This is a genomic window from Clostridium sp. UBA6640, assembly GCF_002455975.1.
Classification (GTDB): domain Bacteria; phylum Bacillota; class Clostridia; order Clostridiales; family Clostridiaceae; genus Clostridium_J.
Window position 1 is genome coordinate 49,236 of sequence record NZ_DKLM01000015.1, and the last position, 21,035, is coordinate 70,270.

The 21,035-nt window shown below is 28.4% G+C and carries 17 protein-coding genes and 1 pseudogene; 7 read left to right on the forward strand and 11 right to left on the reverse strand.

Annotated elements, in window-relative coordinates:
• Window positions 1–590: 590 nt before the first annotated feature.
• Window positions 591–1,850: an APC family permease gene (locus B2W91_RS01780; RefSeq protein WP_414633095.1), complete on the forward strand. Its 1,260-nt coding sequence runs from the start codon at window positions 591–593 to the stop codon at window positions 1,848–1,850.
• A 66-nt stretch (window positions 1,851–1,916) separates the two neighbouring features.
• Here the strand turns inward: B2W91_RS01780 and B2W91_RS01785 are convergent, their stop codons facing one another.
• The 3 genes from B2W91_RS01785 to B2W91_RS01795 all read right to left on the reverse strand — a co-directional run bounded on the left by B2W91_RS01785 (window position 1,917) and on the right by B2W91_RS01795 (window position 4,928).
• On the reverse strand, window positions 1,917–3,167 hold the full coding sequence (locus B2W91_RS01785; protein WP_291578545.1) for an aminopeptidase P family protein: 1,251 nt from the start codon (window positions 3,165–3,167) through the stop codon (window positions 1,917–1,919).
• Between the two features lie 36 nt (window positions 3,168–3,203).
• Window positions 3,204–4,244 carry a S66 family peptidase gene (locus tag B2W91_RS01790; protein ID WP_291578546.1) on the reverse strand — a complete coding sequence of 347 codons (1,041 nt, stop codon included), beginning with the start codon at window positions 4,242–4,244 and terminating at the stop codon, window positions 3,204–3,206.
• A 360-nt stretch (window positions 4,245–4,604) separates the two neighbouring features.
• Entirely contained in the window at window positions 4,605–4,928 is a 324-nt protein-coding gene (locus B2W91_RS01795) for a thioredoxin family protein (protein WP_291578547.1), read from the reverse strand.
• A 320-nt stretch (window positions 4,929–5,248) separates the two neighbouring features.
• Between B2W91_RS01795 and B2W91_RS01800 the strand changes: the two are divergent.
• The 6 genes and pseudogenes from B2W91_RS01800 (at window position 5,249) to B2W91_RS01825 (ending at window position 10,527) form a co-directional block, all read left to right on the forward strand.
• Window positions 5,249–6,056, forward strand: a pseudogene (locus B2W91_RS01800) (transporter substrate-binding domain-containing protein).
• Window positions 6,057–6,092: 36 nt separating this feature from the next.
• Window positions 6,093–6,749, forward strand: coding sequence for an amino acid ABC transporter permease (locus B2W91_RS01805; RefSeq protein WP_291578548.1), 657 nt, complete (start codon window positions 6,093–6,095; stop codon window positions 6,747–6,749).
• On the forward strand, window positions 6,736–7,458 hold the full coding sequence (locus B2W91_RS01810; RefSeq protein WP_291578550.1) for an amino acid ABC transporter ATP-binding protein: 723 nt from the start codon (window positions 6,736–6,738) through the stop codon (window positions 7,456–7,458). The genes B2W91_RS01805 and B2W91_RS01810 overlap by 14 nt, the downstream gene beginning before the upstream one ends.
• A 395-nt stretch (window positions 7,459–7,853) precedes the next feature.
• Window positions 7,854–8,762, forward strand: a complete 909-nt coding sequence (locus B2W91_RS01815) for an ABC transporter ATP-binding protein (protein WP_291578551.1) — start codon at window positions 7,854–7,856, stop codon at window positions 8,760–8,762.
• Window positions 8,746–9,534 (forward strand): ABC transporter permease subunit, encoded by a 789-nt coding sequence (locus B2W91_RS01820; protein ID WP_422653265.1) that lies wholly within the window; start codon window positions 8,746–8,748, stop codon window positions 9,532–9,534. The genes B2W91_RS01815 and B2W91_RS01820 overlap by 17 nt, the downstream gene beginning before the upstream one ends.
• 297 nt (window positions 9,535–9,831) lie before the next feature.
• Complete coding sequence (locus tag B2W91_RS01825; RefSeq protein WP_291578553.1) at window positions 9,832–10,527, forward strand: NAD(P)/FAD-dependent oxidoreductase; 696 nt, start codon at window positions 9,832–9,834, stop codon at window positions 10,525–10,527.
• A 99-nt stretch (window positions 10,528–10,626) separates the two neighbouring features.
• Here B2W91_RS01825 and B2W91_RS01830 read toward each other — a convergent pair whose 3' ends face one another.
• From B2W91_RS01830 to B2W91_RS01865, 8 genes are all read right to left on the reverse strand, one after another.
• Entirely contained in the window at window positions 10,627–12,555 is a 1,929-nt protein-coding gene (locus tag B2W91_RS01830) for an ABC transporter permease (protein WP_291578554.1), read from the reverse strand.
• Between the two features lie 280 nt (window positions 12,556–12,835).
• Complete coding sequence (locus B2W91_RS01835) at window positions 12,836–14,086, reverse strand: glycoside hydrolase family 3 protein (RefSeq protein WP_291578557.1); 1,251 nt, start codon at window positions 14,084–14,086, stop codon at window positions 12,836–12,838.
• 266 nt (window positions 14,087–14,352) lie between these two features.
• Entirely contained in the window at window positions 14,353–16,074 is a 1,722-nt protein-coding gene (gene ptsP / locus B2W91_RS01840; protein ID WP_291578558.1) for a phosphoenolpyruvate--protein phosphotransferase, read from the reverse strand.
• Window positions 16,075–16,167: 93 nt separating this feature from the next.
• Window positions 16,168–16,896, reverse strand: coding sequence for a glucosamine-6-phosphate deaminase (gene nagB / locus B2W91_RS01845; protein ID WP_291578559.1), 729 nt, complete (start codon window positions 16,894–16,896; stop codon window positions 16,168–16,170).
• Between the two features lie 3 nt (window positions 16,897–16,899).
• Window positions 16,900–18,048, reverse strand: a complete 1,149-nt coding sequence (nagA, locus tag B2W91_RS01850; protein ID WP_291578560.1) for an N-acetylglucosamine-6-phosphate deacetylase — start codon at window positions 18,046–18,048, stop codon at window positions 16,900–16,902.
• Between the two features lie 146 nt (window positions 18,049–18,194).
• Window positions 18,195–19,277, reverse strand: coding sequence for a DUF871 domain-containing protein (locus B2W91_RS01855; RefSeq protein ID WP_291578561.1), 1,083 nt, complete (start codon window positions 19,275–19,277; stop codon window positions 18,195–18,197).
• A gap of 28 nt (window positions 19,278–19,305) precedes the next feature.
• Window positions 19,306–19,614, reverse strand: coding sequence for a PTS lactose/cellobiose transporter subunit IIA (locus tag B2W91_RS01860; RefSeq protein ID WP_291578562.1), 309 nt, complete (start codon window positions 19,612–19,614; stop codon window positions 19,306–19,308).
• Window positions 19,615–19,627: 13 nt separating this feature from the next.
• Window positions 19,628–20,935: a 6-phospho-beta-glucosidase gene (locus B2W91_RS01865; protein ID WP_291578563.1), complete on the reverse strand. Its 1,308-nt coding sequence runs from the start codon at window positions 20,933–20,935 to the stop codon at window positions 19,628–19,630.
• Window positions 20,936–21,035: the final 100 nt, after the last annotated feature.

A 21,035-nucleotide genomic window follows, 5' to 3' on the forward strand; every position in this document is an offset into this window, starting at 1 on the left:
CTTTTCTACGAATGAAAAATTTAGTTTAAACATGTTTAATCCTAAAACAAACCTACCATAATCAGAAGCAATAGACAATATAAATTAACATTGTAAAATTATTCACCAGATTCACAATATTATATGAAAAATAAAAATTTCAATAAGGTTAATTATAAATAATCAAAATTTAAATATATTTTATTATCACTTAAAATTATTATAACCCCCAAATAATAGTCACAATATTATATTTTTAATTTAAATTTTTGCTAGATAGTCATAATAAATTTTGTTCTATATAGGATAAATTATAAATAATTACTCCAATTTACATAATGTTTTCTTTATTAAAATAAATTTAATGATATAATATTTTAGTCATAATAATTTTCCTATAAATACATTTAAATAACATAAAACACATGTCAGCTCTCACTAATTTTTTTTAAGATATATAATAGTAAACTCTTATATATATGGGTAAACTTTTAAATATGTACAAAAGAATCAATATAATAATATTTACATAAAATATTGTTATATACTTAGAAAGGATGGAAATTAATGAAAAAATCAAATGAAAAAGTCTTAAAAAAAGAACTTGGANNATTGTATTAGGTATGGTTATAGGTTCAGGTATTTTTTTTAAACCTTCCATAGTTTTTGAAAATGCTGGTTCGCCATTATTAGGTATATTGGCTTGGATATCAGGAGGGATAATAGCCATGGCATCAGGACTAACCATTGCAGAAATTGCAGCAGCTATTCCTAAAACTGGTGGGTTATTTGTGTATCTTAAAGAACTTTATGGAGAAAAATGGGCATTTTTATTTGGCTGGGTACAGACTGTTATTTATCTCCCAGGAGCAGTTGCAGCCTTAGCTATTGTATTATCAACCCAAGCTACAGATTTTATTAATTTAAGCAGTACCTCTCAAAAGCTACTAGCCATTGGATTCATAATATTTCTTACAATAGTTAATATAATTTCTACAAAATTAGGGAGTAAAATTCAAGGAATAGTAACTGTAGCAAAACTTTTACCAATTATAATTATTATAGTACTAGGATTTCTGAGAGGAACAGTTCAAAGTTTTAGCTTTAATATAGGAAATTCAAGTAGCATATCTAGTTTTGGTGCAGCTATATTAGGTACCCTTTGGGCTTATGATGGATGGATTAGTGTAGGAAATATGGCAGGAGAACTAAAAAACCCCGAAAAAGATCTTCCAAGATCTATAATATTGGGATTATCCATAACAATTATAGTCTATGCCCTTATAAATATAGCATTAATTAAGATAATACCAATGGAAGCAGTTATAGCTTCAGAAAAACCAGCTTCTGATGCTGCAATGGTCTTATTCGGAAGTAATGGAGCTAAATTTATTTCTATCGGTATATTTGTTTCTATATTTGGTGCTTTAAATGGATATATGATGACTGGAGTAAGAATTCCTTTTGCTATGGCTCAAGACAATCTAACACCTTTCAGTTCATTTTTTGGTAAAATAAATACTAAGTTTGGAACTCCGACAAATGCTTTTATATTTCAAGGATTTTTATCTTGTCTTTATGTTTTATCAGGCTCTTTTAATATGCTTACTGATTTAGTAATGTTTGTGCTATGGATATTCTTTACCATGGGTGTTGCAGGAATATTTATTTTAAGAAGTAAGTTTAAAGATATAGAAAGACCTTATCGTGTACCTCTTTACCCTGTAATCCCTCTTGTAGGAATAGTTGGAAGTGGTTATATAATAATAAGTACATTAATAACCAACACTTCTTTTGCAATTTATGGAAGTATAATAGCCTTATTGGGACTTCCAGTATATTATTATGTTAAAAAGAAAGATATAGCTTAATATATAAATATAAAGTCGGCTTACCATAAGTAAGCCGATTTTATATTTTATTTTTATCACTACTTGTTATCTTTTATTTTTTGCCATAAATTCTTCTATTTCGTCTACTCCCTTTATAATATCTTTAGATAAATTTATGCAGCCATCTTCTGTTATGAGCAAGTCATCTTCTATTCTAATTCCAATACCTTCTTCTGAGATATAAAGACCTGGTTCATTGGTCAGAATCATACCTGGCTTAAGTGGAAAATTATATGTTCCAACATCATGAGTATCTAAACCTAAAAAGTGACCAAAGGAGTGGAAATAGTAATTAGATAATTCACTATCTTCTTTTATCAATCCAAGTTCCTTACATCCTTTAGCAAGTTCCTTTTTAGCCAGCTCATTTATATCTCTCCACATAACTCCTGGTTTTACTGCTGCTTCAATAGCTTTTTGAGCTCTTAATACTGCATTATAAACATCTTTTTGCCTTTCAGTAAATTTACCATTTACGGGGAAAGTACGAGAAATATCCCCATTATAAAGTTTATATTGTGCACCTAAATCAAGTAAAACTAAAGTTTCATCTTGAACTTCACAGTTATTTTCTACATAATGAAGTACAGTACCATTTTTTCCTGATCCTATTATGGTATCAAAAGCTGTCTCTTTAATTCCATTTTTTCTTAAAGTATAATCAAACCATGCCTCAAGTTCATATTCCATCATGCCTGCTCTAGCATTTGACATCATGTTATATATTCCGTCCTTAGTTATGTTAATAGCTTTTTTGATAAGTTCAATTTCTTCTTCAGACTTTATAACTCTCAAATCTGCAATATGATTAAATACATTTTTAATTTTTAAAAATGGATATCTATTAACAGCATCCTTTGCAAAAGTTAAACTTCCACTTTCTTTCATATTGTATTCTTGTCTTTCAAGATCCAAATATAGTTTTTCAACTTCCATATCTCCAGCAATTTTGCCAAAAGATTCATTAAACTGATCTAGATATTTAATATTTTCTATACCAGTTAGTTCCTTAGATTCTTCTATAGATAGCTTTTCTCCAATCCATCTAGCCATAACAGGATCTTGTCTTTCTATAAAAAGACTTTCTGATACTTGTCCATTTTGTTTTAGTAACATAAATATAGCCTTTTCTCTTGGAAAACCAGCTATATAGTAAAAATTCCTATTTTGTACAAATGAATATTGGGCATCCGCAGATTTATATGGAGCATCTCCAGCAAAAAGTACTAAAATTGAATTATCTTCTAATTTTTCATTAAGATTCTTTCTATTTTTTATAAAAAATTCTTTATTCATAACTTCCTCCTATTTAAATATATTTTAAAATTATTTTTATGGTTGAAAAGGGTCTTCTATTAAAATTAATTCACTAGTATCAGGATTTAATTTTATTCTAGCTCCTATAGGTAAAATTAATTTTGGGTCAGTATGCCCAAAATCCACATCTACAACTATTGGCATTGAACTATTTTCAAATTCATCTTTAACCACTCTCAATATTGACTGATTAAGTTCTTCTTTTTCTTCCTTTGAATAATCTTTAGGTCGTCCAAAAATTATAGCCTTTACTTTATTAAATATCCCTTGAATGCCATAATTTCTTAACATGGATTCAACTTGGCTTGGAGAAGGCTTATCCTCTGAAGTTTCAAAAAACAGAACTTTATCCTGCCAAAAGTCTTTACTTGGCCAATAGTCTGTTGATTTTAAAAACTCTAGAACCTCAATACATCCTCCCCATAATATGCCTTCAGCATCCTCTTTTCCTTGTAGAAATTTCCACCCATCTTTATTATCATTAAACTCTGTACATTGTCCTATTGTTTCTTTATTGTTCCAATCTTTGTAACCGTCAACCCATTTTTCATAAGGTTTATATGAATAAGGAATTACTCCCTCAAACAATATTGCTTTGATATGATTTATATAAGATTTTGGAAGATTCTCTAATTGAGCAAATCCTGCCATAACTGAAGGCCCATAAAAAGTAATCATACCTAGCTGATTTAAATAAGTTAAAAAAGTAGTGGCATCTGAAAACCCCATAATAAATTTAGGATTGTTTATTATTAAATCTTTATCTAAATATTTTAAAATTCTGACAGATTCACAACCACCTATAGATGTTATAATTCCATCAATACTCTCATCTTTAAAAGCATTATTTATATCTTCCGCTCTTAATCTTGGATTATTATAAAGCTCTTCTGGTGACATTCTAGCAGTTTTCATTTCAACTAATTCAAAACCTAATATCTCTCTTAAGTTTTTCAATCCAAGCTCGTAAATATCTGAAAACAAAAATGGTAAACCATTAGATGGTGATATAATTGCTATACGAGAGCCCTCTTTTAATCTTTTAGGTTTTATCAAAATATTCTCCCCCCTTAAGCTAGCATTTATAAAAGCCTTTTTTACAATGAAACTTGAATAAATATCGTAATAGTTCTAGTAATTTTTTACTTAATTGCTTATATTTATATGATATTCTACTATAAACTATTTTAAAACACAACTTTTTCAATTCACAATTAAAGAATTAAATTCCCCTTAAATTTTTCATGCTTCATACTTAATTCCCATAATCTCTCCATAGCATTAGTTAGATTCACTGATTTCTGATCCAAAATATACTGCCTCTTAGGTGAACCCTACTACTGTTCCCCAGAGGTGAAAAAAATTTGCAATTATATTTCTCCTTATAACTAAATTTAAATAGAACTTTATAAAATACTAATTAAATAAATAATTATGCCATCTTGAAATTTCAAACTCTAGGTTCTCAAAGTCAATAAATCTGCTTTCTCTATGAACTTCCTTATCCTGTGCAAACATAATTATAGTTGGCACTGTAAATATGGTAAATTCTCCACTTGCCTTTATCATTGAGTCAATAAATATGTGTTTGTAATTTATATCAGGATATTTATTCACTAAATATTCTACTCTTGGCTCTATAGAAGTACAAACTCCACAATCTTTTGTTGATGCTAAGATCAACGATAATTTATTATTTTTAATTGAATGTAATATTTCTTCTAAACTTTCACTATTCATATTTTCTCCTACCATTATTATTTACTTTCTTACAATCTTATCACAAATAGATGTAAATAAAGATTTTATTATTTCATCTATTTTAAAAACATCAAAAATTACTTAATGCAATAAATGTATAAGCTTATGAATAATATGCATAAATATTATTTATGAAAACGATTTTTCTCTCAATTCTATAGTGTAACCTCATCTAAAACCGCCATTTTACGTATAAAAAATTATTTTTAAAAGTTTTTTCAAAAAAATTATTGCATATTTATAATAAATGTGTGTATAATTATACTCAATATTAAAAAAGTCGATTAGGGGGATTTGAAATGAAAAAAAATTTATTTAAAAAATTAGTAGCAGCAACTATGGTAGGTGCAATGACATTTGGTCTAATAGGATGTAACAAAAAAGAATCTGATACAGGAGCAGTATCAATTTTAGAGAAAGTTAAAGAATCTAAAAAACTTGTTATTGGTACAAGTGCTGATTACCCACCTTATGAATTTCATAAAGAAATAAACGGTAAGGATGAAATTGTAGGTTTTGACATATTCATAGCAAAAGAACTTGCAAAGGATTTAGGTGTTGAAATACAACTTAGTGATATGAGCTTTGATGGATTATTGGCTGCTCTTAAAACTGGTAAAGTAGATATGGTTCTTGCTGGCATGAATCCTTCAGAAGAAAGAAAAAAGAGCGTGGATTTTTCAGATGTTTATTATAAAGCACAGCATGGAATAATAGTTAGAGCAGAAGATAAAGATAAATACCCAGATTTAGATAGTTTAACTGGTAAAAAGGTAGGTGTACAAAAAGGTTCTATACAACAACAAATTTCTACATCTCAAATAAAAGATGCAGATTTTAAAGGTTTAAGTAAAGTCACTGATTTAATGATGGAACTTAAAAACAATAAAGTAGATGCAGTTGTCACAGAATTACCAGTTGGTGAATTTTATACTGAGAGAAATCCTGATTTAGCAATGACAACTTGTGAATTTGAAGCTGAGGAAGACTTAGGTACAGCTATTGCANNCAGATTTTATAGAAGAAATAAATAAAACTTTAAATAGACTTATAAAAGAAGGAAAAATATCTGAGTTTATGGTTGAAGCAAATAAAATGGTAGAATAATTGCTACTATAAAACTTTTGAAAGGAGGAAGACATTTTGGATTTTGGATTTTTAAGTAAATATTACCCTTTCTTCATCGGAGGAACAAAGCTTACCATAATACTGGCATTCTTTACTGTTGTATTTGGTACAATTTTAGGCTCTATATTAAGCCTTATGAAACTTAGCAAAAATAATTTTTTAAAATTTATTTCATCTTCTTATATAGAAATCTTAAGGGGAACTCCAATATTAGTTCAGTTATACATAGTTTATTATGGATTGCCTTCACTAGGTATTCATTTTCCCGATATGGTAGCCGCGATAATAACCTTATCTTTAAATAGCGCTGCCTATGTTGCAGAAATTGTACGAGCTGGTATAGATGCTGTAGATAAGGGTCAAAAAGAAGCTGCTAGGAGTTTAGGTATGTCAAACTCTTTAACCATGAGACTAATAATAATGCCTCAAGCTTTAAAGAATATATTACCTGCACTAGGTAACGAATTTATAACAATAATAAAGGAATCTTCAATAGTATCTATTATAGGAATCAGTGAGCTTATGTATAACGCAGATACAATAAGAGGAAACACTGCTCAACCTTTTGAACCATTAATTGTTGTTGCAATTATTTATTTTGTATTAACATTTACTTTATCAAAATTACTAGGAGTAATTGAGAGGAGGATGAAGATAAGTGATAACCATTAAAGGATTAGAAAAGCACTTTGGACGACATGAAGTCCTTAAAGGTATAGATGAGACTATAGAAAAAGGTGAAGTAGTTGTGGTTATAGGACCTAGCGGTTCAGGAAAAAGCACATTTTTAAGATGCTTAAATCTACTTGAAACACCTACTTCTGGAACAATAACATTTAAATCAACAGAAATAACGGATAAAAAAATTAATATAGATAAAATAAGAGAAAAAATGGGTATGGTGTTTCAACAATTTAATCTCTTCCCTCATAAAACTGTGCTAGATAATATAACACTATCACCAATTAATGTTCAGGGATTAAGCAAAGAAGAAGCAGAAAAAAAAGCAATGATCTTATTAGAAAAAGTAGGTTTAAAGGATAAGGCTAAAGCCTACCCCTCTTCATTATCTGGAGGACAAAAACAAAGAATTGCCATAGCTAGAGCTTTAGCCATGGAACCTGAAGTCATGCTCTTTGATGAACCTACCTCAGCTCTTGATCCAGAAATGGTAGGAGAAGTTTTAAATGTTATGAAAGACTTAGCCAGTGAAGGAATGACTATGGTAATAGTTACTCATGAAATGAGATTTGCAAAAGAAGTTGGAGATAGAATTTTCTTTATTGACGGTGGCAATATTGTTGAAAAAGGAACTCCAAAAGAAGTTTTTGAAAACCCAAAGCATACACGAACTAAAGATTTTCTATCAAAGGTATTATAAGGATACAATGGGAAAATTTAATATATAATCTTGAAAATAAATTTTCTATAAAAACAGATTAACTCCTTAGAAATTAAGGATTAATAATTAAAAGTGAAAAATTTAGGAAGAAATTCACCCTTAGTGAATTTCTTAAAATAAAATTTATTATCAAAAAACCTCAAAGGTCTTAACGGCGAAGTTTCAACCATAATTCTTCATTCTTCATTCTTAATTTTTCACTCATAGAAAAGATTTTTCATTAAATAACCCTATGGTAATGAATACTGTAGAAGTTAATTAAAAATAATTAGCTTTTACAGTATTTTTATATTATTTATGCTTTTATAAATTTTTCTTAATTTATGTGAACTTTTTCTATCACTTTAAAGTTTAATATATAAGAGGTGATAATAATGAATGCTATTGAAGTAAGAAACTTAACTAAATCTTATGATGGTATTAATAAAGCATTAGATAATATAAATTTTATAGTACCCGAAGGCTCTATTGTAGGATTTCTTGGCCCTAATGGTTCAGGTAAGACAACCACAGTAAGGATATTAAATGGAATACTAACCCCTTCAGAAGGTGAAGTAAAAATATTTGAACATGATGTTACTAAAGATCAAATAAAAATTCATAGTTTATCAGGAGTGATGACAGAAACAGCATGTAGCTATGAAAATTTAAGTGGTGAAGAAAATCTTATTTTCTTTGGTAAAATGCATGGCCTTAACAATAATGAAATAAAAAAGAGAAGCAATGAGTTATTGAATAGATTAGAATTAGAAGACGTAAAGCATAGAAAAGTAAAAGCTTATAGTACTGGAATGAAAAAAAGAATATCTCTTGCTATAGCTCTTATTCATAATCCTAAAATATTATTTCTTGATGAACCTACTTCTGGCCTTGATCCTGAAAGTGCTGAAAATGTTACTAAACTTATCAAAAATATGACATTTGAAAATAAAAGTACCGTATTCATGTGTACCCATCAATTGAAGTATGCACAGGATATATGTTCACTTTATGCTCTTATAAGCAAAGGAACTTTGCTTGGCTTTGGTAGTTTTGAAGAATTATGCAATGATAGAAATTTTAATGACTCTATTATAATCAGAGGAGAAAATATTCCTAATAATGTTGGATTAAATAAAATTGATAGAAATATCTATAGAAAGCATATATCTAGCGATGAGGAAGTAGCTAAGCTTTTACACAATATCTTTAGTAGCAATGGAAAAATATATGAAGTTAGAAGAGAAAAACCTTCTTTAGAAGATTTATATTTTAGCTATGTAAGAGGTGATAAATTTGAATAAAATAAGTAGTGCATTAATTTATAAAGATGTAAGAGATATAACGTCTTCAAAACAAGTATTACTACCTATGATTATAGTTCCATTGATTTTTGTGGTTATACTTCCAACAATAGTATTGTTGCTTCTTCATTTTTCCCCTGATGCAACAAAAGCTCTAAAAGATTTTGATTCTTTAATAAGTAAATTGCCGCAAACTTACAAAACCCTTACTACTGAGCAAATGGTATTAACTATACTTACTAATTATTTGTTTCCTTCTTTTTTTCTGTTAATACCTATAATGTGTTCAACTTTACTTGGTGCTAGTAGTTTTGTAGGAGAAAAAGAGCATAAAACTATGGAAACACTGTTATATACACCAATTTCAATAGAAGAATTGTTTAAAGCTAAGCTTTTAGGAGTTTTTATTCCCACTTATGTAATAACTTTAATATGCAGTATAATATTTGGGATAATTGTAAATATAGGCGGATTATTATATTTTAATAAGCTTATTTTCCCTAATATAAAATGGGTAATTCTTATATTATATCTTACTCCCGCTGTAGCAATTCTTGGATTAACTTTTACTATTCTAATATCGGCAAAGTCTAAGACTTTTCAAGAAGCTCAACAGTTGGCTGGCCTTATTGTCTTGCCTATAATCCTCTTAGCAATGTGTCAAATAACTGGTATATTTCTTTTAACTAACATAATACTAATTATAATTGGAACCATTATATTTATAATAGATTATATATTATTACAGAAAATAGCTAANNAGAAAATTTAATTTAAGGCATGTGAGAAAATGACAAGCCAAGGAAGTTAGTTTATTTTACATCTGATAGCAAAGTGCGATACAAAGTAAATTGTCCTGTTAACTTGTCATTTTTTGAATATACTTAAATTTAAATCACACAAATATCTTTTAAATATTCATATAAAAATTCTTAACTTTGATCTTTAATATCTTGCCTTTCAGTCAATTTATCTGTAACCTGTGTTACTGACAAAAGCTCTATTAAATATTAAAATATATTTATCAATAAAGAAATATAAAATTTACATAGATAGGAAGTGTTTATTTATGGCACATTACGGTAATTTGCAAAAAGTTAGAGATGGCAAGAGAACTTTTGCTATAACACCTCACATCCCTGGTGGATTTATAAGTGCTGATAAGCTTATAAAGATAGGTGAAGTAGCTAAAAAATATAACGGAGTTTTAAAGATGACCTCTGGCCAAAGAATTATGATAACAAATTTGAAGGAAGAGGATCTTGAAAATATATGGGCTGAACTTGAAATGGAGCCTGCTGTTAAAAATATTTATTCAGTAAAAAATGTAGAGATTTGCCCTGCTGGTTTTTGTAAAAGATCTAAAGCTAATACTATGAATATAGGCATGAAAATTTTAAATAAATTTCATGGTGCTTCTATGCCAAATAGAACTAAAATAGGAGTTGCTGGATGTAGAAATGCCTGTGGAGGAGTTTATTCAAAAGACGTAGGTGTAATTGCAGACATTACAGGCTTTAGAATAACTGCTGGAGGCTCCTCTGGGTTTAATCCTAGAATTGCAGATATAATAGCTATTGATATTACTGAAAATGAAGCATATGAATTAGTAGAAAAGATTTTAACCTTCTATCAAAAGACAGCAAATTTTGGTGAAAAAATCAGTGATTTCATAGAAAGATTGGGATTAGATAATTTCAAAGAAGGAGTTTATAATCAAGATCCTAAAGAGTTTGATTATAATCATGAAAATAAACTTGTATAAAGCTAAATATATTTTAAAGTAAATTATATAAAATATTCTATTTAATATTTTTATTAATTTACTACAAAAGGCACTTCAATAATCAAAGTGCCTTTTCTTCTATATCATCTCTACTATAAATTTAAAATGTGATTTATTACTTACTCTATAAAAAATTACATATATTATTATAAATATAAGTATTGATATTATAGCTCCTTTAATTTGAAGAAAAATTATTGTACTTAATGCAGCTAGAGCATGAAGTATTGATAAAATTAATGGAACCATAAATATTATAGCCAATTCCTTTCCCATGCTTTTTTTAATATCTTTATGCGAGAAACCAATCTTTTTAATTATAGAATATCTCTTTATTTCCTCACCACATTCCATCACAATTTTAAAGTAAATTACGCTTAAGCTAGATATTATGAATATAAGTGATGTAAAAAGTGCTATAAATTTAAAAGTACCACTAATATTACTCACCGATTCGTAGGACTGATAATAGCTGGATATTTTTGTTTTTCCATGTAAACCATTATTTATGTCTTCTGTTAGCTCTTTACTCTTATTTTGATTGTCTACATTGATAAATCTAAGGCTAAGAGGATTTCCAAAAGTTTTGAGTGTTTCAAAAGATTCTGATGTTACAACTACAGTTTTTCCTCCTAGCTCCGAATTTATAATCTCTTCCCTATACTCCACTAAATCCATAGATTCTTCACTATCTCCAAAGAGCATATTTATATTTTCATTTACCTTTACACTTTTTATTTTACTTGCATTTATTTTCCATGCTCTTTCATTAAAAATCTTATTTTCATCTAGTATTGCTATATTATTTTTATTTTTAAGCTTCAATTTTTCTTCTATATTTGCTGCATCACAAAGCTTATTATAATCTTCTTCCTTAATAACATAAATATTTCTACCTTCTGTACCATCCTTCAATATTTCATTTTCATTAAATTTTAAAGAATGAATAAAAATATTATTTTTTACCTTATTATCTTTATATTGCTCTAAAACTTTATCTACAATTTTATCCGCTTCTTTATTAGAGTGATAAACATAAGAAAATTTATTATTAGAAATATCTTTTTCTAGTAATCCAGTTATAATCATTGTAGTACTAGCAGCAACTATTATAGATGCATTTAATATGGATATAACAGCTAAAGATTTAGCATTGCTTCCTATTCTGCTTCTAATACTGGATAATGCAAGTAATTTTTCTACATTTTTATAGCTACTCTTCCTTTGTCTCATCAAACTTACATAGAGAGTAAAGAAGCTGTTAAAAAATAAATATGTTCCTGCTATTACTGATATTAGAGCTAAAAAAAGTGATGCTGCACCTAAAATTTTTATTCCTGCAAAACTTCCAAAGAAGTATCCTAAGATAAGCAATAATATCGATAATATGCCTTTTAAAGTTTTATTTTTAGGCTCTTTTTCATTAATTTCTTCCCCTTTAAATAAATCAATAAGTTTAAACTTATATATTATTCTATAAGCTCTTATAGAAATGATAATAAATACTATACTAAAATTAACTAAGGTATTTTTTAGTGCCTTAAAACTGAATACTATTCCTATATCTCCTGTAGCCTTTATAAAACTCATAAATACTCTAGCAAATATTTGTGATAATAATGTTCCTATTACTATAGAGATAACTAATGAAAATATCCCTATTATTAGAGTTTCTATAAACATCATCTTTGCTATATCTTTATTTTTCATTCCTAATAAAGCATATATGCCTATTTCTTTTTTTCTTTTTTTTATAAAAAACGAAGTGGAATTCCACATGAATATTACTGAAAAAAGAATGATTACACAAGAACATAAATTAAATAAAAGATTAGCAACTCCTAGAGCATCTTCTCCCATAAGTGCTCTTAATTTTTCTGAATTTGCTATATTTAAATACACATTAAATATACTTATATTAATTATTATAGAAACAATGTATGTAAAATAATTTTTCTTATTATGCTTTACATTGTTTAAGCTAATATTTAATAAATTAAATTTCACGCTACTCTCTCCTTACAAATATCAAATCATTATTTATGTAAAATTTTATCATTCTATAATTTCTCATACCATAGATTAAGCTTACAACTTTTATTTAAAACTTACATCTTTGTAAGCATATAGAATAAATTTACAAAATAATAGCGAGACTTTCCATTTCCGGATAGTCTCGCTTTATAAGGCCTTTTGGTATATATGTCTATTTTTTAATTTCTAATTGAGCTAATATAATTTTCGCAATTATTAATCTTTATGCCTATATTAAAAATATTATATAATGTTATTCTAACTTTAAAAGTCCATAATTATATTTTAGATTTAATATTCTTTTTAAGCTGTCATTTATTATATTCTCACTTAGATTTCCCGTTTTAACTTCTTCAATTATTCCATAAAAAACTTCATCAAACTGCTCATTATTTCCACCTGGTTCTAGAGGTGCTGGCATTAGCAATATATTAGCTCCTGCTTTTAATGCATTAACTGAAGCTTCCTTTAGTGTAAAATAATTTGTTATAGCTCCCATATTTAGCGCATCAGTGATAACCACGCCTTTAAATCCTAGTTCTTCTCTTAAAATGTTTCCTATTATCTTGCTAGAAAAAGTGGATGGTACTAAAACTTCAGTATCTTTCTTAGAAGAATAAATTCTACTATCATCTAGGGCTTTCGCTTGAATATGACCTACCATTACCATATCCACATTATTTTCTATAGCTTTTTTAAAAGGATACAATTCTACAGCATTTATTCTATCTCTAGAATGATTTATACTTACTAAATCTTTATGAGAATCTCCTGCAGTATCTCCATGTCCTGGAAAATGCTTAACAGCACTAATTATACCTTCACTTTTTAACCCTTCCATAAATTTGACTCCAAATTCTGCTACTATCTCTGGCTTATTACTAAATGCTCTAATACCTATAACAGGATTTTTAGGATTCGTATCTACATCCATTACAGGAGCAAAATCTAAATTTAACCCTAAATTTTTCATATCCATTCCTATGCTTCTTGCAATTTCAAAAGATAAATTGGGATCTTTACTATCTCCTATTGCTCTAGCACTAGGTGCCTCGACATCTCTAGGTATTCTTGTTACAGTTCCGCCCTCTTCATCTGTCCCTATAAAGACTCCAATATCCCTTGAAGTCTTTTGTAAATCTTCTGTAAGCTTTTTAGTTTGCTCTTTATCTATCATGTTATTTTTAAATAAGATGATTCCTCCTAATTTGTATTTATTAAATACTTCTTCTACTTCTGGAGTAACTATCGTAAAATCAATCGTTTCTCCATTAGTATTTACAGTATCTATAGAAGGCATAAGTAATTGTCCTACCTTTTCTTCAAGAGTCATTGAAGAAATTTTTTTCTCTATCTTCTCATCTAAAGATTCCTCTAATTTAACTGCTTCCTTTGTAGTATTTTCTTTAATTCCACTATCTGAAATTTTCTCTTCTGAAGTTTTAATGTTACAACCAGTAAAGATTAATATTGCCATTAAAATTATAATTAAAGTTCTTTTCAATAAAATCTCTCCTAACTCTAAATATATAATATAATCCTAATAAATAATTTGTACTCTTTTCTCCTAAGTTATCCAAACACTTCTAATTATATAACTTATTTTTGTAATTTTCATAACTTTTATATTATAATACCTATATTCTTCTGTGATATTGGTTTATAAACAAATAGCTCTAATTTATTTTATCACTAACTAAACCCTTATAAGAGTAGAAATCAAAAAGGAGATGTATCAAAATCATTCCGATACATCTCCTTTTTAATTCCTTAATTCTTAATTTTCTGATAATAACTATCGATATCTTCTAAAAACTTTTCAATGCTTTCTGAATCTTCTAGCTTGAGGACTTTATCACTAAGTTCTTTTGCCTCTTTAATTGTAATTTTTTTCATATGCCTTCTTAATTTTAAAACTAAAGTTGAACTTACACTAAATTCATCAAGTTCCATACCCATAAATACAGGAAGAAGCTTTATATTACTAGCTGCTTCTCCGCAGATTCCTACTGATATACCTTCCTTATGTCCATTTTTAATTACAGTATCAATAAGCCTAAGTATCGATGGATGGTATGGAGTATATAAATTTGATACTTTTTCATTCAATCTATCTACAGCAATAGTATACTGGATAAGGTCGTTAGTACCTATGCTAAAAAAATCTACTTCTTTTGCAAGAATATCAGAAATAATTGCTGCTGAAGGTATTTCAATCATTATGCCAACTTTTATATGCTCATCATAAGGTATTTCACTAGATTTCAATTCCCTTTTACATTCTTCAAGAACTTCCTTTGCCTCTCTAACTTCTTGAACACTAGATATCATAGGAAACATTATTTTCACATTTCCAAAGACACTTGCCCTTAAAATAGCTCTTAGCTGAACCTTAAATAGTTCTTTTTCTTTTAAGCAATATCTTGTTGCTCTAAAACCAAGAAAAGGATTTTGCTCCTTTTTAATATTTAAATAAGTAAGCTCCTTATCTCCTCCTACATCTAATGTTCTGATTGTTACAGGTTTTCCGTCCATTCCTTGAATCACTTCTTTATAACAGCTTAATTGCTCTTCTTCACTAGGTGCCTCATTTCTTCCCATATATATAAATTCGCTTCTAAAAAGCCCTATTCCTTCACCATCATTATCTATTACCTGCTGTAATTCTTCCTGTGAACCAATGTTGCATACTATTTCGAAATTTTTACCATCCTTTGAAAGAGATTTCATACCTAATAAAGATTTATTAAACTCTTTTTCACTTTCTAAATAGGCTTTCTTCTCATTGAACTGATTTATTATCAGCCAATCTGGTTCAATAATAAATTCACCTGTACCTCCATCCATAGCTAATAAAGACTTTTCATTAAATAAATCTAATATTTTTCCAGCACCTACAATTGCCGGAATGCCAAGATTTTTAGCCATAATAGCAACGTGAGATGTCGGTCCTCCTATTTCTGTTATAAAGCCAAGTATTTTATTCTTAGGAAGCTGAGCTGTTTCAGATGGCGTTAAATCATGAGCTACTAATATAAAGGAGTCAGTTAAATTGCTATAATCTATGGCACTTAAATTTAGTAAGTTATTTATTATCCTATTTGAGACATCTATAAGATCCTCACTTCTTTCACGCATATAACTATTATCTAAAGAATTAAACATATCTACGTAAAAATCAGTGGCTTCCTTAACTGCCCATTCAACATTAAACTTAAACTCTTTAATTTTATTTTCAATAAGAAAAATAAATTCTTCATCTTTTAACATATGAATGTGAGCTTCAAAAACCTTCGCTTCCTCTTTTCCAAGTGTGTCTTCTGTAAATATAATAAGGTCCTTTATTTGATTAATAGATATATCTAAAGCCTTTTTTAATCTTTTCATTTCTTCAGAAGTATCTTCAATGTTATATTTCTTTATTTCAATCTTATTATGCTTAACCAATATCTTTCCAATCGCAATACCTGTAGACGCACCTATGCCTTTCATATAACGACCTCCCTAGTACCTATTCATAGCTTTTAATTATGAATCTTTAGAAAATAACTAGCCATTTTCCTATATATGACTAGTTATCTTATACTACTTTAAATAGCTACCTGCTTTTTCATCTACGATTATAGTAACATCTGGATGTAATTGAAGTATTGATGCAGGTACCTCTGGAATTATATCACCATAAATTGCCTTATATACTATTTCTGCTTTTTCCTCACCATTAGCAAGTAAAAGAATTTTTTTTGAACTCATAATAGTCCTTATTCCCATACTTACTGCTTGTCTAGGTACGTCTTCTATATTGTCAAAAAACCTTGAATTAGCCTCAATTGTGTCTTCATCCAAATTTACCAAAAATGTTTTTGATTCAAATTTAGAACTTGGTTCATTAAAACCAATATGACCATTTCGTCCTATACCAAGTAATTGTACATCTATACCTCCAGACTTTTCAATTTTTTCCTCATAGCACTCACACTCATTTTGGATGTCCTCTGCTAGTCCATCAGGAATGTTGATATTTTCCTTTTTTATATCTATATGATTAAATAGTTTAGTTTTCATAAAGTTATAATAACTATTTGTATCATTAGATTCTAACCCACAATATTCATCTAAATTAAAAGTAATTACGTCTGAAAAGCTTATAAATCCTTCATTGTATAAACGAATCAATTCTTCATAAGTACCTATAGGTGTAGATCCCGTTGCAAGACCTATAATACTTTTAGGTTTTAATATAAGTTGACTCGCCAATATACTTGCTGCCTTTCTGCTTAGTTCCTTATAATCTTTTACTTTAATAATTTGCATAACCTAAAATTCCTTCCTAAAACACAAGTTTCCTTCTACTATGGTATATAAAATATCCATATTTTCATTGAATACTGTAAAATCAGCATATTTTCCTACTTCTATGCTTCCACTCATACTATCTATCCCAATAGCTTTAGCAGGATTTATTGTAACCATCTTAATTATTTTTTCAAGTTTTAATTTAGTATGGGCTCTCATGTTTTTCACTGCTTTATCTAAAGTGAGAAGACTTCCAGCTAATGTGCCATCTTCAAGTGTTGCTTTTCCATGCGATACAAGTACTTTTTGTCCACCTAAATCGTAATCTCCAGATTTCATACAAGCTGCTCTCATAGCATCACTTATTAAAATTATTCTATCTTCACCTTTAGTTTTTTCTAAAATATTAAATAATGCAGGATGTACATGAATTGTATCTGCAATAAGCTCACAATAAATATCACTGTTTAAAATTGCTCCAATTGCTCCAGGATTTCTATGATGAAGTGGAGTCATAGCATTAAAACAATGAGTTGCACTTTTTATGCCATCTTCTATAGCACTCATTGCTTCTTCATAAGTAGAATTTGTATGTCCTATTGATAATATCATATTTTTATTCACATTCATAGATTTAATAAAAGTATGATTTTCATCCATTTCAGGGGCAATAGTAATTATCTTAATTATATCAAGATAAGGTTTTATAATTTCTATTATTGGTGTTAAAATATACTTTTCATTTTGTGCTCCTTTATACTTAGAACTAATAAAAGGACCCTCTAAATGAACACCAAGAATTTTTGAACCGTTAAATTCAATATCCATAGAATCTTTTATCACATCTAAAGCTTTATGAATATCCTCCACTGGCATTGTCATAGTTGTAGGTAAGAAACCTGTAACCCCATGATTACAAAGGCTTTTACTAATAGCTTCTATACCTTCAATCCTGCCGTCCATAACATCAAAACCTTTTGATCCATGAACATGGATATCTATAAATCCAGGTGATATATAATTTCCTTCTACGTCAATAGTTTCTATATCTTTACTAAGAACATTATTTTCTACAATTTGAATTATTTTTTCATCATATATAATTGATTTACCCTGTAAAACTCTATCTTTTAGGATTATCTTACCATTCTTAATACATTTTACAGCCATATATTTACCTACCTTTATATTTTTCACGAAATCTCATTTTTAGAGAACATGCATGAAAATTTCAAACTTAAAATTCTTTGCTATCTATTATCCATAATAAATTGTTGATTAAAATAACTTGTACATTTTCAAGTTTATTTTAAAATCTATAATTCAAACCTAAATTTCTGCCATGGTTTAATATAATCTAATAAATAAATTTCATCTTCATCAATTCTACCTACTACATTAGTTTTCCCACTGTTCCCCATATCCTTTAGTGCAATTTGAAGCTCTCCACTATATCTTTCATAAAGAGAACTTTCAATTAATACATCCCCTCTTTTTATAGGTTTTGCATTAAATAATTCAAATTTATGATTTTTATATTTTACACGACTTTCCGTTGATCTAATCATATATTCAGATATATCTCCTCTATTAAAATGACTTTCTTCTAAAACTATCTTTTTCTCCGCCTCTGGTAAATCCTCTAAAAGTTTGACCTTAAGTTCAAGGATATTCTTATTTAGTCTACTAAGCCTATAAAGTTCTTCTTCTGATGCAAAACAATTTGCTATTATAACATCATCAATTAATTCTGTATTAAATAAATCTTTTGCTTGAACATCAATTGGTAAAAATCTATGTTCTTCTAAAGTACAAAGTCCATGAGAAGTTGGCCATGGACCAAAAGTTCCACTAGGTGAACTAATAAAAGCAGCTGTCCTTATGCCTTTTTCTTTAAACTCTCTCGATGTGTCTAAGAAGTGTTTTCTTGATATACCTGTATATCTATGAGGATAAAAGTTATGACATCCTATTATATTATCTTTATTAGGACAATAACTTAAAATATTATCAAGATATTTAGTTCCATTGCTCATATTTATTTCAATTTTAAGCCCGTATGGATTAAAACTCATTATACTTTCTTCCATTCCTGAAAATCCTAAGTCTAATCTTATTCCGCTTAAATTTATTTGAGAGAAAAATTGAAGATCTTTATAACTTAAGTTTAGCTTTTTAAAAATTGAAGGATCTACATCTGCAATTACTTCCATTCCCAAATCTTTTGCAGTACTAGTTATTTCTTTAAACTGATTTAAATTATTATCTATATTTTCTCCTAAGGATATAAGACAAGTAAACACTCTAGTAAATCCATGCATTGCAGCCATTTCCAAATAGTCCTTATATTTTTTTATTTCCCCTTGTGGAGGATATATTGATATTCCTAATTTCCGCATTTAATTACCTCCATTTTCACCTTAAAATTTAATTATTATTTGATATCTTTTTATACATATCTATAAATTCTATAGCTAAATCCCTTACGGTTATGGCATTCATTAAATGATCTTGAGCATGAACCATAAGCAATGTAATTTCAATTTTCTCATTTCTTGCTTCTGATTGAATAAGTTTTGTTTGTTCTTTGTGAGCCCCTTCAAGACTTTTTTCTGCTAATTGAAGACATTTTTCAGCCTCTTCAAAATTTCCTGTTTTTGCGTAAGCTATAGATTCCATAGAAAAACTTTTAGCTTCTCCGCTACAGGATATTAATTTAAATATTATATTTTCCATTATAAATTCCTCCCTACTTAAATTGAGGTAAATATTCTTTGTTTTCATCAAGTATATCTTTCAATAATTCTTTAGTAGTGTTTATTGAACCACATAATGGATTATTGATTAATGCTAAAAAAGCTTGATTATAATCTCCATTTACCGCTGCTTCTATTGTAAGAGTTTCATAGGCTTTAACCTGTTGTATAAGCCCTCTTATAGAATTCGGTAAATTCCCTACTGATATGGGTGTAGCACCATTTTTATTTACAATTGTATTTGTTTCTATAACAGAATTATTAGGTAAATCTAATATAGTTCCATTATTTTTTACATTTACAGTATGAATTTCATTTTTATCATTGTATATAGCACTCATAAGAGAAACTGCAGCTTCTGAATAATATGCTCCTCCTCTTTTATCTAACTCTGATGGTTTTTCATCAAGGTTTTCGTCATCGTATATTTTAAATAATTTATTTTCTATCTCCATTACTTGTTTTGCTCTAGTTCCTTCTCCTCTTTTTATATTTTCTAATTCTTCTTTTAAAATTTCATTTTTCATATAAAAATACCTATGATAAGGACAAGGAATCATATTTAAAGATTTTAGAAACTCTTTATCCCATTTTAGATCAGGAATATTATTCATATTTATAGAAGCACCCTTAGAAAGTCTCTCAATTATCTCACTTGTTATATCTTCACCGTCAAGATAAACAGATTGTCCGTATACCATATGGTTAAGACCTATAAAATCTAGTCTTATCCTATTTGACTCTACCTCAAGTAATTTTCCAATATTGTTTTTCATTGTTATTGGAACATTACATACTCCAATAGCCTTAACTTTTGTATAATTTAAAACAGTTTCAGTAATAATTCCTGCTGGATTTGTGAAATTAATTAAAAATGCTTCTGGAGCTAATTCAATAATATCCTTACATATATCAAGTATCACTGGTATTGTTCTAAGTGCTTTAATAAATCCTCCTACTCCAGTAGTTTCTTGGCCAATGAGATTATACTTTAATGGTATTGTCTCATCCTTTAGCCTTGCTTTTAGCCCTCCTACCCTAAATTGAGTAACAACAAAATCTGCATCTTTTATGGCTTCTTTTCTATTCAAAGTTGAAGTTATTTTTGTTTTGATATTATGTTTATTTAACATTCTTAAAGAGAGTTTACTTATTATATTAAGTTTCCATTGTCCCTCTTCTACATCTACTAGTGCTAGCTCTCTTACAGGGAATTCCTCAGTTCTTTGTATTATTCCATGAATAAGTTCTGGAGTATAGCTGCTCCCTCCACCAATTACAGCAATTTTAATACCTTCCATGCACTCCCCTCCAATCGTAAAATTATGTAATACTTTTCCTTTAAATAGGAAAACCTCTTTTGTTGAATTATGCATGGAATCCACAATGAATATTGTAAAT